This window comes from Nocardia sp. NPDC052112, assembly GCF_040680135.1.
Taxonomy (GTDB): Bacteria; Actinomycetota; Actinomycetes; order Mycobacteriales; family Mycobacteriaceae; genus Nocardia.
The window spans coordinates 104,769-122,885 of record NZ_JBFAWD010000001.1 but is presented as its reverse complement, the minus strand read 5'-3'; the positions used below and the strand labels follow the sequence as shown (position 1 = coordinate 122,885).

At 66.3% G+C, this 18,117-nt stretch carries 2 protein-coding genes; both read right to left on the bottom strand.

Features of this window, described 5'->3' with window-relative positions:
• Positions 1-10: 10 nt before the first annotated feature.
• A complete protein-coding gene (locus AB0L58_RS00525) occupies positions 11-727 on the bottom strand; it encodes a DUF6875 domain-containing protein (RefSeq protein ID WP_364378664.1) in 717 nt (238 codons plus the stop codon).
• Positions 724-17,844 (bottom strand): amino acid adenylation domain-containing protein, encoded by a 17,121-nt coding sequence (locus tag AB0L58_RS00520; protein ID WP_364378661.1) that lies wholly within the window; start codon positions 17,842-17,844, stop codon positions 724-726. Before AB0L58_RS00520 ends, AB0L58_RS00525 begins: the two co-directional genes overlap by 4 nt.
• Positions 17,845-18,117: the final 273 nt, after the last annotated feature.

Genomic DNA, 18,117 nt, shown 5'->3' with positions numbered 1-18,117 from the left:
CGTCGTTGCGCTACGGTCGATTTCGTCGCGCTGTCACCCGCGGATCCGCGCGGGCGGCGGCGTTCGCGGCGCCATCGGTCGGATGTGTGAGTCTGTCGGACATGGTGCTGGTGATGAACTTGGGGATCGCAGGGGCGAACAGTTTGAGGTAGGAATCCATCCATTCATGGCGGGTGCTGAGGAATGGGAAGTCGGTGGGGGCCATATGGCGAACGGCGAGAATGGGCAGTGGCGCGTCGAGTGCGGGGAAGGCCGGGTTGTGCAGCCCCGGGGCGGTGCACCCCGGATAGAACTGCCCCAGCATCAGACCCTTTTCGACGAATCGAGACTTGTGCTCGATTTGAACCGCGTCTATGTCCGCGTATTCGGTGAGGTTCGGAAAGACCACGAGGACGGCCTTGAACTTGGAATCGGGTTCGTCCCGGGGTGGCAGGACGGGGAACAGTTCGTACAGATCGTCGACGACCGCGGTCAGGATCCGAGCGTCGATGGAACGACCTTCGATGAATGCGGCCCACAGGAAGTGGTTTGTGATGGCGCGGTTGGTGTAAGGACAGACCGGACCGGTTCGACCTAGGTCGGGATGCGGCTGACACAGGTATTCCTGAGTCCACCTACGTAATTCGGCGGCACGGGGGTGCGCGGCGATAGGAGTCGCGGGATCGGGAGCGAACAGGTTGACTGGCTCGACGCCGGAGCGCGACCCGACGATTCGGCAGGTGTTCATGATCGGCTTGTCCTTGTAGGGGGTGGGGACTCCATGGGGGTGGTGTGTGCGGAGCGGAAGTGCTCGGTGAGGGCGAATCCGATCGCGCGCAGCGATTCGGGTTCGATCATCCGTTCGTGGCGGACCGGAATGCGATGTTCGGTGATCCGGCCGGTGACGAGGTCGTTCCAGGCGAGGACCGGGGCGGGGCCGTCCGCTGTGTGGGCAGCGGCGCTGAAGTAGATCAGGTCACCGTCGAAGGGCGTCGGCCGGTGGTGCCACGTGAGGTCGACGAGCCGGGTGTAGTCGTCGTGCAGGAGCACGAGCTGCTCGGGGGTGACGGCGGTGAACAGTCCACCTTGCCGGTGGAGCAGCTCGGCCGCGGACTCGGCGGTGAGATCGGCCCGGTCCGGTGGCACTTCGAGACCGGCGAACTCGGCCAGCAGCTGCCCGATGGGAGGAGTTGGTGCGCGGACGGTACCGGCGGTGACGACACGAGTGTCCATCATGGCCAGGGTGGCGACCGACTCGCCGTCGCGGCCGAGTTGGACGGCGATCGCATGCGCGATGGTGCCGCCGAGCGAGTACCCGAGCAGATGATAGGGGCCGTGCGGCTGGACCGCCCGGATCTCTCGGACGTAGCGGGCGGCCAGTTGGTCGAGCGTCTCGAACTTCGCGGTGGCGTCGCTGAACGCCGGGGATTGCACCCCGTACACGGGGCGGTCCGGATCGAGATGCTGCACGAGTCCGCTGAAACCCCAAGCCAATCCGATGGCGGGATGGACACAGAACAGCGGCGGCTCGGTGCCGGCGGCGCGCAGGGGCAGCACGACGGACAGCGCCGCACCGGGGTCCTGCTCGTCGATCCCGTAGCGGCCGGCGTCGATGCGGCGGGCCAGCGACTCGGGTGTCGGATCGGTGAAGATCCACTGAACCGGCACGGTGACACCGGTCGACTCCGCCAGCCGCGCCACCAACTCGGCCGCGGCCAGCGAGTTGCCGCCGAGGGTGAAGAAGCCGTCATCGAGACCGATCCGCTCGATGCCGAGGGTTCGGGTGAAGGCATCGCAGACGGTGGCCTCGAGTGCGGTGGACGGCGGCCGGAACCGGGCAGGTCGCCACCGGGGTGTGGGCAGGGCTTTGTAGTCGACTTTGCCGGTGGAGGTGAGGGGTATCCGGTCGACGGTGAGGATGGCCGTGGGGATCATGTGCGTGGGTAGTCGCGTTGCGAGGTGGGCGGTCAGTGTGGCCGTGTCGGGCGTGGTACCGGAAGCGGGCACGACGTAGCCGACGAGTTGATTGCTGCCGTTGGGTCGGGTGTGGATCGTGACGGCGGCCCGGTCGATATCGGGGTGGTCGCGCAGCGCGGCTTCGATATCGCCGGGTTCGATGCGGTGGCCGTTGATCTTGAGCTGCAGGTCACTGCGACCGGAGAATCGCAGTGTTCGATCGTTGGTCCAGCTGACCAGGTCGCCGGTCCGGTACATGCGTGTCCCGGGCGGTCCGTAGGGGTCGGGGACGAATCGGGCCGCTGTGGTCGCGAGCTGCCGGTGGTAGCCGCGGGCCAGGCCAGGTCCGGAAACGTACAGTTCGCCGACTACTCCGGGCGGGACGGGGCGCAATCTGCGGTCGAGTACGACGGCGCTGAATCCGAGCGTCGGCCCGCCGATGGTCATCGGGGCGCCCGTGGTCGTGGTCAACGGAGCATGCCCACAGCTGACGACTGTGGTTTCGGTGGCCCCGTAGCTGTTGAGCACGGTGCGGCCCGGCGTCCACCGCGCCGCCAGATCGGGTGGACACTTCTCGCCGCCGAGGATCAGGGTTTCGACGGTGTCGACGGTGTCGGGGTGCAGTGCTGCGAGCACGGTAGGCGTGATGGCGGCATGAGTCACGCGTTCGGCATTGATCAACTCGGCCAGTTCGGTGCCGACGGCAACCGACGCGGGTGCCAGGACCAGGGTGGCGCCAGCGGCGGTCGCGCTGAGCCATTCGAGGATCGAGACGTCGAAGGTCGGCGAGGCGACGCCCAGCATCCGAGAAGCCGGGGTGAGGCCGTACCGCTCCCGGGTTTCGGCGGCCAGGTTCGCTATCCCGGTATGGGTGACCACGACGCCCTTGGGGGTCCCGGTAGAGCCCGAAGTGTAGATCAGGTAGGCCGGATGCTCCGGCCGTAGCGGGGTTACGCGTTCGGCGTCATCGATCGCTGTGGGGGCCGCCGCCGCCATCCTCGCGGCGAAGGCGGGATCGTCGAGGGCGAGCCATTCGAGCGCGTCCGGTAGTTGGTCTCGGTAGGAATCGAGGGTCAGCCCGACAGCGGCACCGGAATCGGCGAGAATGCGCGTCACCCGGTCGCGCGGATGGGTCGGGTCGACCTGGACGAACGCGCCGCCGCTCTTGGCGACCGCCCAGACGGCGATCATCGCGTCGGTGCAGCGCGGCAGCGCCACAGCAACGATCACTTCCGGTCCTATCCCCATATCGATGAATATCTGTGCCAACCGGTTGGAAGTTTCATCGAGTTCGCGGTACGACAGCCTTACGCCGTCACCGACCAGCGCTTCCGTGTCCGGCGTCGTCATGGCCGCATCCGACAACACCTGTGGCAACGGCGATGCCACCGTGCCGGCCCGACCGCGGACGGGCACCAGCGTGGCCTGCTCGACCGGCGAGAGCAGCAGCAGTTCGGTAAGCGGGAGGTCGATATTCGCGGCGACGGTGTCGAGCACCCGCAACACGCGGTCGGCGAGGGCGTCGATCTGCTCTCGAGTGAACAGTTCGGGCAGGTATTCGAAGGTCAGGTGCAGCTGGTTGTCGTGGTGGGCGATCAGGCCGAGCGGATAGTGCGCGGCGTCTCGTCCCTGGATGTCGCGGACGTGCATCCCGGCGATATCGACGTCTTCGGACAGCCCGGCCCGGTCGACCGGATAGGACTCGAAGACGGTCACCGTATCGAACATCGCGCCGGGACCGCTCACCTGTTGGATCCGTGCCAGTCCGAGATGTTGATGGTCGAGCAGCGCGGCTTGTTCGGTTTGGATTCGCCGCAGGAGTTGCGCGAGGGTCTCGCGGTGATCGAGCCGGACCCGGACGGGCACGGTGTTGACGAACAGTCCGATCATCGATTCGATGCCGGGAAGCTGTGGCGGCCGCCCGGAGACGGTCGTACCGAAGACCACGTCTTCGCGGGCTGTCGCATTGGCGAGTACGAGCGCCCAGGCCGCTTGGACGATGGTGTTGAGAGTGGTCTCCTGGTGGTGGGCCACCGTTACCAGCGCAGCGGTGCGGTCCTCGTCGAGCTGCACCCGCACTTCGCCCGCTGCGGCGATGGATCGGCGGCCGCGGTCCGCGGGCGCCAGCAGCGTCGGCTCGGCGACGCCCTCGAGTGCCTGTGCCCACACGGTTTCCGCACCGGCCCGGTCCTGGTCGTTCAGCCACATCAGGTAATCGCGGTAGGGACGCACCGACGGCAGTGCTGCGGTGTCGCTGTCGCTGGCGTAGAGGACGAGCAGTTCCCGGATCAGCAGCGGTGTGGACCAGCCGTCTATCAGGATGTGATGCATGCTCAACAGCAGCCGGTACTGCTCGGGAGCGATGCTGATCAATGCCAGTCGCAGCAGAGGTGCCGCGGTCACGTCGAAATGGCGCTCGCTGTCCATGACTTCTTCGAGCGCGGCCGCCGTGTCGTCGCGTTCGGTGAGGTCGATCTCGGCGAACGGCACGTCGACATGCTGGTAGACCACCTGGACCGGCTCGCGGGCTCCGTCGCGCACGAACGCGGCCCGCAGGTTCGGGTGCCGTCCGAGGAGGGTCTGCGCGGCACGGCGCAGCCGGTCGGCGTCGACGCGCCCGCCGAGTTCCATGCCGAGTTGCACGATGTAGGCGTCGGAGGCGCCGTCGGCGAGCTGGGCGTGGAACAGCAGCCCCGCCTGCAGCGGCGTGAGCGGCCAGATGTCGTCCAATGCCGGGTGTCGGATCTCCAGCCGATCGATCGCGGCCTGGTCGAGATCGACGAGGCCGATATCGGAGGGCGTCAGCCCGCCGATACCGGGTCGAGACGCGTGGCTGGCGAGAGCCGTCACGGCGTCGCGCCACAGTTCGGCGATCTCGGTGACTTCGGCGGAGGTGAGTACGCCGGTCGGGTAGTCCCAGGCGGCGGTCAGGGCGGGGCCATCCGAGGTATCCGTGGTGACCGCGTTGATGCCGATCACGGCTGCCGCGGCCGCGTCGGAATTCTGATTGCCGCCGCCGTCGGTATCGCCACCGGCGGGCATCCATCCGATATTGCGCAATTCCGTGGGAATGGTGTCGAAACGACCGAGGTAGTTGAAGCTGACCTGCGGGTCGGGTAGCCCACTCAGGATGGGCGCGGTGTCGGCGTTGAGGTAGCGCAGCAGCCCGTAGCCGATGCCGCGGTTGGGGACCTCGCGGAGTTGCTCCTTGACCGATTTGATGACCGCTGCCGCGGCAGGACCGGCGGCGAACGCGTCATCGAGGTCGATACCGGACAGGTCGACTCGCACCGGATAGGTGGTGGTGAACCAGCCGATCGTGCGGGTGAGGTCGGCGCCGGGCAGCACCGCATCGTCGCGACCGTGGCTTTCGAGGGTGAGCAGCGTTTCGGTCACCTTGTCGCCGCGGCAATGCCGCCATCGCGCCAGTGCCAGTGCGAGCCCGGCGATGAGGGCATCGTCCACATTGCCGCGGAACGCCTGGGGCAGGGTGGTGAGCACGGCGCGGGTCACCGCGGTCGGCAGCGTCACCTCGATGGTCGCGACGGTGGCCTGTACGTCCACTTCCGGATCGAGCGGCCGGGTACCGATCGCCGGATCAGCGGCCGCGAGTGTGGATCGCCACCAGTCGAGTTCATCGAGGCTCTCGGCCGCGGTGCTCAGACCATGGGCCCAGCGTCGCATCGAGGTGCCGACGGGCGCGAGCCGCGGCCGTTGCCCGGCACTGATTTGGGCCCACGCCGCAGCGAGATCGGGAATCAGGATCCGCCACGACACCCCATCGACGACCAGGTGGTGTGCGACCACGAGCACCCGTCCCGGCCGGTCGGCCCAGTCGAACCAGACCAGCTGCAGCATGATGCCCGCGCCGGGGTCGAGGCGTTCGGCGGCCGCGCTCGCCTCGGCGGCGGCGATCGCGGCGAAGTAAGCGCTGTCCGGCGGGACTTCCACCGAAACGCGCCGGATCAGCCCGGCGGCGGTCATCGCGGCCGGGCGCACCTGCATTGCCCACCCGGACGGGTGCGTGGGTTCTGGACGCAGCTGGGCCCGCAGCATGTCGTGGTGATCGATCACCGCTTGCACGGTGGCCTCGATTCCGGTCATGTCGATGCCGCTCGGCAGCGTGAGCGTCACCCATTGGCAGAACCGATCGAATCCGCCACGTTCGAACATCCAGCACATGATCGGTGTCAGCGGTACCGGTCCCACGCCTGCGCCGGGGAGCTCCGCGGGAAGGGCGACCGCGGTGCCGTCGCGGACTGCGACCTGGGCCAGTCCGGCGACCGTCTTCCGTTCGAACACCTCCCGCGTGGAGAACACCACACCGGCGGCCCTGGCTCGGGTAACCAACTGGATCGACATGATGCTGTCGCCGCCCAGGGCGAAGAACGAATCATCGAGACCGACCGCATCGATACCCAGTACCTCGGTGAACAGTCCGGCCAGCGTTTTCTCCACATCGGTGACCGGCGCCCGGAATTCGGCTCGGCCCGTGGTGAAGTCCGGTTCGGGTAGCGCGGCGCGGTCGAGTTTGCCGCTCGCTGTCACGGGCAGCGTGTCGAGCACCATCACTGTCGCGGGCACCATGTGCGAGGCCAGCCGCTGTCCGGCGACCGCGAGGACCGCGGCCGGGTCGAGGACGACGCCGGGCTCGGGCACCACGTACCCGATCAACCGATCACCGGTGCCGCCACGGTGGACGGCCGCGACCGCACGTGCCACACCGGCGCACGTCGCTATGGCCGATTCGACCTCGCCGAGTTCGATGCGGAAACCACGGAGCTTGACCTGGAAGTCGGCCCGCCCCACATAGTCGAGCGCCAGGTTCCCCTCCGGAAGGCGCAGCCACCGCACCAGGTCACCGGTCCGATACATGCGCTGTCCCCGCGCTGCGAACGGATCGGCGACGAACCGCGTCGCCGTCAGCCCCATTCGGTTGCGGTAGCCACGAGCCAGCGCAGGACCCGTGAGATACAGCTCGCCGATAACTCCGACGGGCACCGGCCGCAACCAGGCGTCGAGCACGACCTGCCCGACCCCGCGGATCGGTTCGCCGACCGTCACCGGCTCACCTGCCACCAGCGGCGCACTGGCGTCGGTCTGGATCGTGGCCTCTGCCGGACCGTAGGTGTTGAACAGCCGCCGGCCCGGCGCCCACCGGGACACCAGCTCGGGTGGGGGCGCTTCGCCACCGACCACGACGGTCTCGAGGTTCTCCAGCCCGGCCGGGTCGATCGTCGCCAGGGCGGTCGGCGTCATCGCCGCGTGGGTCACCCGCTCGCTCGACAGGATCCGCGCCAGCTCGTTCCCGCCGTAGACGGTCGGCGGCGCGATCACCAGCCGCCCACCCGAGGTGAATGCCCAGAGCAGTTCCAGGACCGCCGCATCGAAACTCGGCGATGCGATGTGCAGCACCCGCGCACCGGGCTCGATATCGAACCGCGAATGCTGCTCGACCACCAGATCCGCCAACCCTTGGTGCGACACCACCACGCCCTTGGGCACACCCGTGGAACCGGAGGTGTAGATCAGGTACGCGGCATGGTCGAGCCGGAGCGGCGCGGTTCGCTCCGCATCGGTCACCGGCGCCGCCGACGCCACCGACATCTCGGCTTCGGCCGCCGCCTCGTCGAGCACCAACCACGGCACCGAGCCGGGCAATCGATGCCGCCACTGTGCCGAGGTGATTCCCACCGCCACGCCGGCATCGGTGAGCATGTGCTCGATCCGGTCGGTCGGATACTCCGGGTCTATCGGTACGAATGCCGCCCCCGACTTCGCCACCGCCCAAATCGAGAGCACCGACTCGACCGATCGCGGCAGCGCTACCGCGACATCGGTCTCCGGCCCCACCCCCTGATCGATCAGCAACCGTGCCAGCCGATTCGACTGCGCATCGAGTTCGCCGTAGGTCCACTGCCGATCCTCGTACACCACCGCGACCGCACCCGGATCCCGCGCGACCGCCGCCGCCAACAGTTCCGGCAGCACTCGTCCCGGCACCGCCGGGGAGCCCGAAACCGGCGTCAACTCCCGGTATTCCGCGGCGGAGAGCAGGTTCAGCCGGGCCAGCGGCAGATCCGGGTCGGTTGCGACGGTGCCGAGTACGCGCAGGACACGCTGCAGGGTCGCGTTCATCGTGTCGCGATCGAAGAGTTCGGGCAGGTACTTGATCTTCAGATGCAGTCGAGTGTCGACCTGCGCGACCAATCCCAGCGGATAGTGCGCGCCGTCCATGCCCGTGACATCGACTACTCGCATACCAGCTATATCGGTGTTCGCGGTCAGCCCGAAACGGTCGATCGGGAATGACTCGAAAACCGTCATCGTGTCGAATATCGCACCCGGCCCGGCCACCCGCTCGATTTCGGTGAGTCCGACGAACTGGTGGTCGAGCAGGGCCGCCTGTTCCGTCTGGATTCGGTCGAGCAACTGTCCCAGGCTCTGGTCGGGTTCGAGACGGACGCGCACCGGCACTGTGTTGATGAACAGTCCGATCATCGATTCGATGCCCGTGATCCGGGGGGACCGTCCGGAGACCACGGCACCGAACGTCACATCGTCGCGAGAAGTCAACGTGCCCAGCATGATTGCCCATGCCAGCTGGATCACGGTGTTGAGGGTGACGCCACGGGCCCTGGCGATGCTCGTCAGCGCTGTGGTCTGCTCCTCGGTCAGCTCGCCGAGCACATCGCGAGATTCGGTGTAGCGGCGGCCGGGATCGGCCTGGGCCACCAGGGTCGGCTCCGCGGCGCCGTCGAACGCGCGGGCCCAGGCGTCGAGTGCCGCGGCCGGATCCTGTCCGGCCATCCAGGCCAGGAAGTCCCGGTAGGGGCGGACTTCGGGCAGCATCGCGGCATCGCCGTCGGTGGCGTAGAGCACCAGCAACTCCCTCAGGAGCAGCGGCGTCGACCAGCCGTCGAGCAGCAGGTGATGATTGGTCAGTACCAGTCGATAGCGCTGTAGCCCGGTGCTGACCAGCATCCAGCGCAGCAGCGGGGCACGAGCCGGATCGAATCTGGTTGCCCGGTCCGCGGCCAGCAGCAGCTCCCACTCGCGATCACGTGCACTGTCGTCGAGCCCGGACAGGTCGAGCTCCGACCAGGCAGCGTCGACATCTTGCAGGACCACCTGTACCGGCCCGACATCGGAGTCGAAGGCAGCGCGCAGATTCGCATGCCGGTCCAGCAGCACTTGCCCGGCCCGGCGCAGCCGCTCCGGATCGACTTGTCCACGCAGCTCGAGTACCAGCTGGGTCAGGTAGGCGTCGACCGAATCCACGGACACCAACGCGTGGAACAGCAACCCCTCCTGCAACGGTGTCAACGGCCAGACGTCGCTCAACGTCGGATACCTGTGCTCGAGTCGCTCGATTTCGGCCTGCTCGAGCCGGACCAGCTCCAGATCCGATGGCGTCCTTCCCCCGCTACCGGCATTGCGAGCATGGCTCGCCAGGGCGGTCAATGCCCGGGACCACAGCTGCGCCGCAGTGGACACCTCGTCGGCGGTGAGCACGTCGGCGGGATAAGACCACACGGCCCGCAACCGCGGGCCTGCTCCGTCGTCGCGGGTGCAGGCTTGGATATCGAGCACCGCCGACACCGGCATATCCGGATTCCGCGCACCGGCGAGCTCGCCGCCGTCCACCGGCAGCCATCCGACCGCCGGTACCCCTTCGGTATGCCCGGTGGACACGCGGCCGACGTAGTTGAACGCGATCTGCGGCGTCGGCAGGGCGCCGAATGTCGAGGCGGTGTCCTCGTCGAGGTACCGCAGCAGGCCGTAGCCGATCCCGTGGTCCGGAATGGCGAGCAGCTGTTCCTTGACGGACTTGAGCGCTGCGCCCATAGCTGCCCCACCCGCGCAGGCGTCGTCGATATCGATGCCCGACAGATCCAAACGCACCGGAAAACTCGTGGCGAACCAGCCGACCGTGCGGGTCAGGTCCGAGCCTGGGACGACACCTTCCTGCCGACCCTGCCCTTCGAGACCGATCAGCATATCCGTCAGCCCGGCGGCCTCCGGCTCCCGTTCGCGCCGCCATTTCGTCACCGCCAACGCCAGCGCGGTCAGCAGCCCGTCGCCAACCCCGCTGTGGAATACCGCTGGCACCTCGGTCAACAGCTCAGCGGTCACCTCGGGAGACAGCTCGATCTCGACCGTCCGAGCAGTGGCGGCCACATCGATCGCCGGGTCGAGGGGTCGCGACCCGATCATCGGATCGGGCCCACTGGCCGTCGCTCGCCACAGCTCGAGCTCGGCTGTCCGCTCCGGGTGTCGGGCCGCCTCGACCAGCCCATGGACCCACCTGCGCATCGATGTCCCGACCGGGGCCAGATCGGGTGGTTCGCCGCACTCGATCCGCGCCCACGCGACCGCGAGGTCGGCCACCAGCACTCGCCAGGAAGCCGCATCGATCACCGAATGATGCACCAGCACCAGGAGCCGGCCCGGTTCCGCCGTGTCCACCGGATCGAACCAGACCACCTGCAGCACGATTCCGGCGTCCGGATCGAGCCGGTCCGCAGCGGAAGTCGACTCCACCGCTGCCGATGTCTGCGGCACGATGCTTGTTTGCATCGGCACTCGATGGATGACGTCGTCGGCGCGAACCGCTCCTATCGGCTGCACATCCCACGCCCGGTGGCCACCGTCGTCCGTGAGCCGTGCGCGCAGCATGTCGTGCCGATCCAGGACCGCCTGCACGGTCTCCACCAGCCGCTGCCGGTCGATTCCGATCGGCAGATTCAACATCATCGCCTGGGAGAGGCGGCCGAACCGCGTCTCGGTTCGTTCCAGCAGCTGGCGCATGATCGGTGTCAGCGGTACCGGCCCCACACCTGCGCCGGGCAGTTCCGTCGCAAGGGATTCCGCGGTGCCGTCGCGGACTGCGACCTCGGCCAGTCCGGCGACCGTCTTCTGTTCGAACACATCGCGTGCGGAAAACGCCACACCGGCGGCCCTGGCTCGGGTTACCAACTGAATCGACATGATGCTGTCGCCGCCGAGGGCGAAGAAGGAATCGTCGAGACCGACCGTATCGGCGTCGAGTATGTCGGCGAAGGCGCGAGCGATGAGGTGCTCGGTGGGTGTCTGTGGTGCTCGGAATGGTTTGGTATCGGTGAAAACCGGTTTCGGCAACGCCTTTCGGTCCAGTTTGCCCACCGGCGTCAACGGGATACGGTCCAAAACCATGATCGAGGACGGCACCATATACGACGGCAACCGGTCGCTCAGGTAATCCGTCAGCGCCGTCGTGTCGATCGCGTGCTCAGGTGCGGCGACAACATAGGACACCAGCGTCTGAGCCCCGGTGTCGTTGTGGTGGCCGATGGTAACGGCATAGGCGACGCTCTCATGCGTGGTCAGCGCAGTGTCGATTTCGCCGAGTTCGATACGCAGACCACGAATCTTCACCTGGAAATCGGATCGGCCCAGGTGCTGGATCGCTCCGGTGCCGGTCCAGCGGACGATATCGCCGGTGCGATACATGCGTCGGCCGGGTGTCCAGGGGCAGGCTACGAAACGCTGTGCCGTTACGTCTGCTCGATGATGGTAACCGCGGGCCAGCAGATCACCCGCGACATACAACTCACCAGCCACACCAACCGGAACCGGTTGCAGCCGTTGGTCGAGGATCCATACCGAGGCCCCGCGAATCGGGCCGCCGATCGTGACCAGCTCTCCGGCCGACAACAGGCCCCGCGTCGCGGCGATGGTGGTCTCGGTCGGGCCGTATTCATTGAGTACGACGCGGTCGCCGCCCCAACGCTCGACCAAATCGCTGCCGTAGTCCTCACCACCGACCATCAGATACTTCAGATCCGGCAGCGGCCAACGGGTCTGGTCGATGGTGGACAGTACCGACGGCGAAATGAGAACGTGGCTGACGTGCTCGCGGTCGAGCAACGCCGCGAGTTCATCCCCGCCGTAGACATCATCGGGTGCGACGACCATCGCCGCGCCAGCCGACAGCGGCAGCAGCATTTCCAGCACCGATACATCGAAGCTGGGCGAAGCCAGATGCAATGTGCGGGAACCGGGTTCGACACCCATGACGGCCCGGTGTTCCGCCGCACAGTTGCCCAGCCCGCGATGGCTGACCGCGACACCCTTGGGTAGTCCGGTCGAGCCGGAGGTATAGATGACGTAGGCGAGATCATCGATCCGCAACGGACGAACCCGGTCGCTGTCAGTGATCGGATCGCTGTCGGTCTCGTCGAGGTTGTCCGGTATCAGCCAATCGGTGTCGTCGGGCAGTTGCGCGTGTACGGACGCGGTCGTAATACCGAAGGCCGCATTCGAATCGGTCATCATGTGGGAGATGCGTTCGGCCGGATAGGTCGGATCGATCGGCACGAACGCGGCCCCCGACTTCGCCACCGCCCATACCGCGAGCACCGAGTCCACCGAGCGTGGAATACCGATGGCGACAACGTCCTCCGGTCCGATAGCACGCCGGATAAGCCGTCGTGCCAACCGGTTGGAGCGTTCGTCCAGCTCCCGATAACTCAACCGCTCACCATCGCAGACGATCGCGGTGGCATCGGGATCGAGCGCAACCGCTGCCGTGAGCAAATCGGGCAGTGCGGTGAGCGGTGCCGCCGGCGCACCGGAGCGGGTCAGCAGGTCCGCTCGCTCCGCGGGCTCGAGCACATCGATCATTCCGACAGCGGCGGTCGCGTCGATGGTTATCGATTCCATAATCCGAATCCACCGATGCACAGCAGAATCGATGGTCGCGGCATCGAACAGATCCGTGGCGTAGGTGACCGCGACAGTCATGGCGCCGCTGTCATGGTTTTCCGACAGGATGAACTGCAGGTCGAACCGGGACACCGCATTGGGCAGATCGACCATCGACAGCTCGAGATCGGGCAGTCGGAGCGTTACCGGTTCCAGGTTTTGGAATGCCAGCATCACCTGGAACAGCGGATGTCGTGCTTGGGACCGCTGTACGACGAGTTTGTCCACCACCTGTTCGAACGGAACGTCGGCGTGTTCGAAGGCGTCCAGATCGGCTTGTTTGATCCGGCCGAGCAGCTCGGTGAAGGATTCATCGAGATCGATCTCGGTCCGCAGCACCAGGGTGTTGACGAACATGCCGATCATGTCGTCGAGTGCGGCTATTCCGCGACCGGCGATCGGTGTGCCGATCGGAATGTCGGTGGTGCCGCTCAACCGGGCGAGCAGGACCGCCAGGGTGCCGTGGATCACCATGAACAGCGACGAATTATGCCGGCGCGCAAACCGTTCCAATGCCCGCATCACATGGGCAGGCACCGAGTAATCGACCGTGGCGCCGCGATTCGACATCACCACCGGCCGCGGCCGGTCGAACGGCAGACGAAGCTCCTCGGCAACGCCGTCCAGCGTCTCGGTCCAGTATCGGATCTGTTCGGCGCACAGCGATTCCGGATCGTCGGGCGCGCCGAGGGTAGCTTGTTGCCACAGTGCGTAGTCGGCGTACTGGACCGGGAGCGGCGCCCAGGCCGGGGCCGTTCCGTGGATCCGGGCGGCATAGGCAGTCGTCACGTCGCGGGCCAGCGGCGCCATGGAGAAGCCGTCCGCGGCGATGTGGTGCACCACGACGGCCAATACGTATTCCGGTCGCTTGTCGCCGACAATGCGGAACAACCGGGCACGCGCGGGCGCCTGGGCGGTCACATCGAAGCCTTCGGCGACGAATTCGGTTACGGTCTCGACCAACCGGTTCGGCGCGACCGGCACCACGATCAGCTCGCGGTCCAGCTTCTCGACGGGCTCGATCAGTTGGATCAGCATTCCGTCGTGATCCGGGTACCGCGTTCGCAGCGACTCGTGTCTACCCAGCACGTCGACAACGGCCGAGTGCAGGGCGTCGATATTCAATTCGCCACGCAGCCGAATGGCGATCGGCATGTTGTACGCGCCCGATGCGGTGTCGTACTGATTGAAGAACCACATCCGTTGTTGGGCCGGTGCCAACGGCACGAGATCGGGGCGGGGCCCGGCGACCAGCGGTGGGCGTCTGCGTCCCGTACCGGCATGCTGCTCTATGCGGGTGGCGAGCTCCGCGACTGTGGACGCCTCGAACAACAGTCGCACCGGAATCTCGGCATCCAATGCGGCCCCGAGTCGCGCCGCGACGCGCGTCGCGACCAAACTGTCGCCGCCGAGGGCGAAGAACGAATCGTCGAGGCCGATGGTGTCGATGCCCAATACGTCGATGAATGCCTGGGCGATCGTGTGTTCGGTGGGTGTCTGTGGTGGTCGGAAGGGTTTGGTATCGGTGAAAACCGGTTTCGGCAACGCCTTTCGGTCCAGTTTGCCCACCGGCGTCAACGGGATACGGTCCAAAACCATGATCGAGGACGGCACCATATACGACGGCAACCGGTCGCTCAGGTAATCCGTCAGCGCCGTCGTGTCGATCGCGTGCTCAGGTGCGGCGACGACATAGGACACCAGCGTCTGAGCCCCGGTGTCGTTGTGGTGGCCGATGGTAACGGCATAGGCGACACTCTCATGCGTGGTCAGCGCAGTGTCGATTTCGCCGAGTTCGATACGCAGACCACGAATCTTCACCTGGAAATCGGATCGGCCCAGGTGCTGGATCGCTCCGGTGCCGGTCCAGCGGACGATATCGCCGGTGCGATACATGCGTCGGCCCGATAGCCACGGACAGGCTACAAAACGTTCAGCAGTGATATCTGCTCGGCGGTGGTAACCGCGGGCCAGCAGATCACCCGCGACATACAACTCACCGGCCACACCGACCGGAACCGGTTGCAGCCGTTGATCCAACACCCATGCCGAGGCACCGGGGATCGGGCGGCCGATCGTGACCAACTCGCCCACTGCCAACGGGTCGCTCAGCGTCGCGGCGATGGTGGTCTCGGTCGGGCCGTATTCGTCGAGTACGACGCGGCCGCCGCCCCAACGCTCGACCAAATCGCTGCCGTAGTCCTCACCGCCGACCATCAGATACTTCAGATCCGGCAGCGGCCAACGGGTCTGCTCGATGGTGGACAGTACCGACGGCGTAATGAGAACGTGGCTGACGTGCTCGCGGTCGAGCAAGACCGCGAGTTCATCCCCGCCGTAGACATCATCGGGTGCGATGACCATGGTCGCGCCGGCCGACAGCGGCACCAGCAACTCGAGTACCGATACGTCGAAGCTGGGCGAAGCCAGATGCAGCGTGCGGGAGTCGGGTTCTACGCCCATGGCGACCCGATGTTCCGCCGCACAGTTGCCCAGCCCGCGGTGAGTGACCGCGACACCCTTGGGTAGTCCGGTCGAGCCGGAGGTATAGATGACGTAGGCGAGATCATCGAACCGCAACGGACGAACCCGGTCGCTGTCGGTGACAGGACGACTGGCGTCGGTGTCGGGCTGGTCGCCGGACGTGTCGAGATTGTCCGATATCAGCCAATCAATATTGCCGGGTAATTGTGCGCGCACCGCAGTCACGGTCAGTCCGACCGCCGCATTCGAATCGGTCATCATGTGGATGATGCGTTCGGCCGGATAGGTCGGATCGATCGGCACGAACGCGGCCCCCGACTTCGCCACCGCCCATACCGCGAGCACCGAGTCCACCGAGCGTGGAATACCGATGGCGACAACGTCCTCCGGTCCGATAGCACGCCGGATAAGCCGTCGTGCCAGCCGGTTGGAGCGTTCGTCCAGCTCCCGATAACTCAACCGCTGACCATCGCAGACGATCGCGGTGGCATCGGGATCGAGCGCAACCGCTGCCGCCAACAAATCGGGCAGTGTCGTCGGTAGCGCCGCCGGCACGCGGGAGCGGGTCAGCAGATCCGCCCGCTCCGCAGGCTCGAGTACGTCGATCGCCCCGACCGGAACAGTCGCATCGGTGGTTATCGCTTCGAGCATCCGAATCCAGCGATAGGCAAGAGAATCAATGGTCACGGCGTCGAACAGGTCGGTGGCGTAAGTGACCGCGACGGTCATATCGCCGCTGTCGACCGACACCAGGAACCGCAGGTCGAATCGCGACGCCGCTTCGGACAGATCGGTCACCGGCGGCTCGAGACTCCGCAGTGCCAACATCACCTGGAACAGCGGATGCCGCTGCGCGGGGAGTTCGTCCACCACCTGCTCGAACGGAATATCGGCATGTCGGAGGGCGTCCAGATCGACTTGTTCGACCCGACCGAGTAGGTCGGTGAACGATTCATCGAGATCGATCTCGGTCCGCAGCACCAGAGTATTGACGAATTCGTCCGACGCATCGTCGAGCGCCACCGCGCGCGTGGCGATCGGTATATCGGTAGTGCCGCTCAACCGGGCGAGCAGGACCGCCATTGCGCCGTGGATCACCGTGAACAGTGACGAATCATGCTGCCGCGCGTACCGTTCCAAGGCCGGAACCAGATCGGCGCGCAACGGGTAACTCGCGGTGGCGCCTCGATTCGACGGTACCGCCGGCCGTGGCCGGTCGAACGGCAGACGAAGCTCCTCGGGCAGGTCCGCGAGTGTGGCCCGCCAGAACGCCAGATTCGTACGGCGACGCTTGATCCGGGCGCCGTCGCGGACGCTGTCGGAGTGAACCTGGTCGAGGGCGGTGTCCACAGTGGCGGCGAACGCGTCGAGGAACTCCTCGAATCTGGTGCAATGTGCCGACAGTTCGGCGTCGGTATACAGGTTGGGGTTGGCCAGGAAGTGCAGGATCGTCCGCGGCGGGTCCCCGGTCTGATACAGGTCGATCAGCAGGTCGTCGACCGGCCCCGAGCTGAGGATACGGACGTCCCCGGTCGTCGATCCGAACCGGATCTCCTGGTGGAAGAACATGACATTCACCACCGGGCCCGCGAATCGCCGCTGTCCGCCGTGGTATCCGGCGGCGGCACGGATGTCGGTGAGGCCGCACCGCTGGTGCCGCAACGCGCCCACCAGATCGGACTGCACCCGCCGCGTCACTGACGCCACGGTGTCGCCGGGCGCCAGCACGAGCGGAAGGGGCGCGACATTGACGAACATCCCGCCGGACCGCCGCAGTACGGCGTTGGTGCGACCCGAAACGGGAATATTGACCATGACCTCGTCGCGGCCGGTCAGCCGGGCCAGATAGCAGCCGAATGCGGCGATCACCACCGCGGCCGGGCTCGCGTCCAACGCTTTCGCGCAATGATCGATTCGCTGCACCGTCTCCGGCGAAAGTTCGGCGGTGGCAACGGTACTGTCCGCGCAGGCAGGTGCCTGCCCGGCGACCAGACTGGACTCGTCCCCGGCATCGGCCAGTCTGTTCAGCCAGTATTCCCTATCGTCGGCGAACCGCTTCGACTCCCGATAGTCGCGGTCGGCCTCGTAAAGGGTGCGCACGTCCGCCGCCCGGTTCGGCTCCGCCGTCCGTCCCAGCACCGCCGCCGTGTACAGCGCCGCGATGCGGTTCACGATCATCATTCCGGCGTAGCCGTCCAACGCGACGTGGTGGATTCTGCTGTACAGCAGGTAATGCCGATCCCCGACCTGCAGAACCGCCGTTCCCACCAACCGGTCCCGCGTCATGTCGAGCGGCCTGGTGTACTCCCGATGCATCCACTCCAAGGCGGCCGCAACGGGATCCGGTGCACCGCGCATATCGATCACCGGCCCCGCGTCCTCGAGCGACGGGTCGAACAACTGATACGGCTCGCCGTCGACCTCTACCAGCCGCAGGTATCCCGACTGGAACTCATGGCCTGCTCGAATCGACGCCGCGCGCAGGAGATCGACATCGAGATCTCCCCGCAACTCGACGTACTGTGCCTCGGATATCGGCACATCCGGACTCAACTTCTGCGCCAACCACAACCCCCGCTGCCCAGCGGACAGGGGAACCAGCTGTGTTGCTGACGCGTCCGGCTCGGTAAGTCCGCTCGATCCCGCGTCGGGATAGAGCTGTGGTCGCAGAACGGTCATTGAACTTTCCTCTATCCCCGACCACGGCCCAGTCTAAGCCTGATCGATTCGCCGTGCCTACCCGGATTTCGAAATCTTCATCGTGGAATTCTCGCCATAATTCATAATTGCGGCGAGCCGCGATCTTGTTTACCGTCGAGCACGTTTTCGCTGGTGAGGGCGTCGCACGTAAGACGATGCGACGCAGTGACCTTCGGCCCTCGATCCGACGACCGAATGCTCTAGCCTTTGCCGCGTTATGTCGCATATACAAATGACCGAAACGTGACGTCA

What these genes read in the sequence shown, in the direction of transcription:
- AB0L58_RS00525 (WP_364378664.1), bottom strand. Translation starts at nt 727, where the DNA reads ATGAACACCTGCCGAATCGTCGGGTCGCGCTCCGGCGTCGAGCCAGTC.
- AB0L58_RS00520 (WP_364378661.1), bottom strand. Translation starts at nt 17,844, where the DNA reads ATGACCGTTCTGCGACCACAGCTCTATCCCGACGCGGGATCGAGCGGA.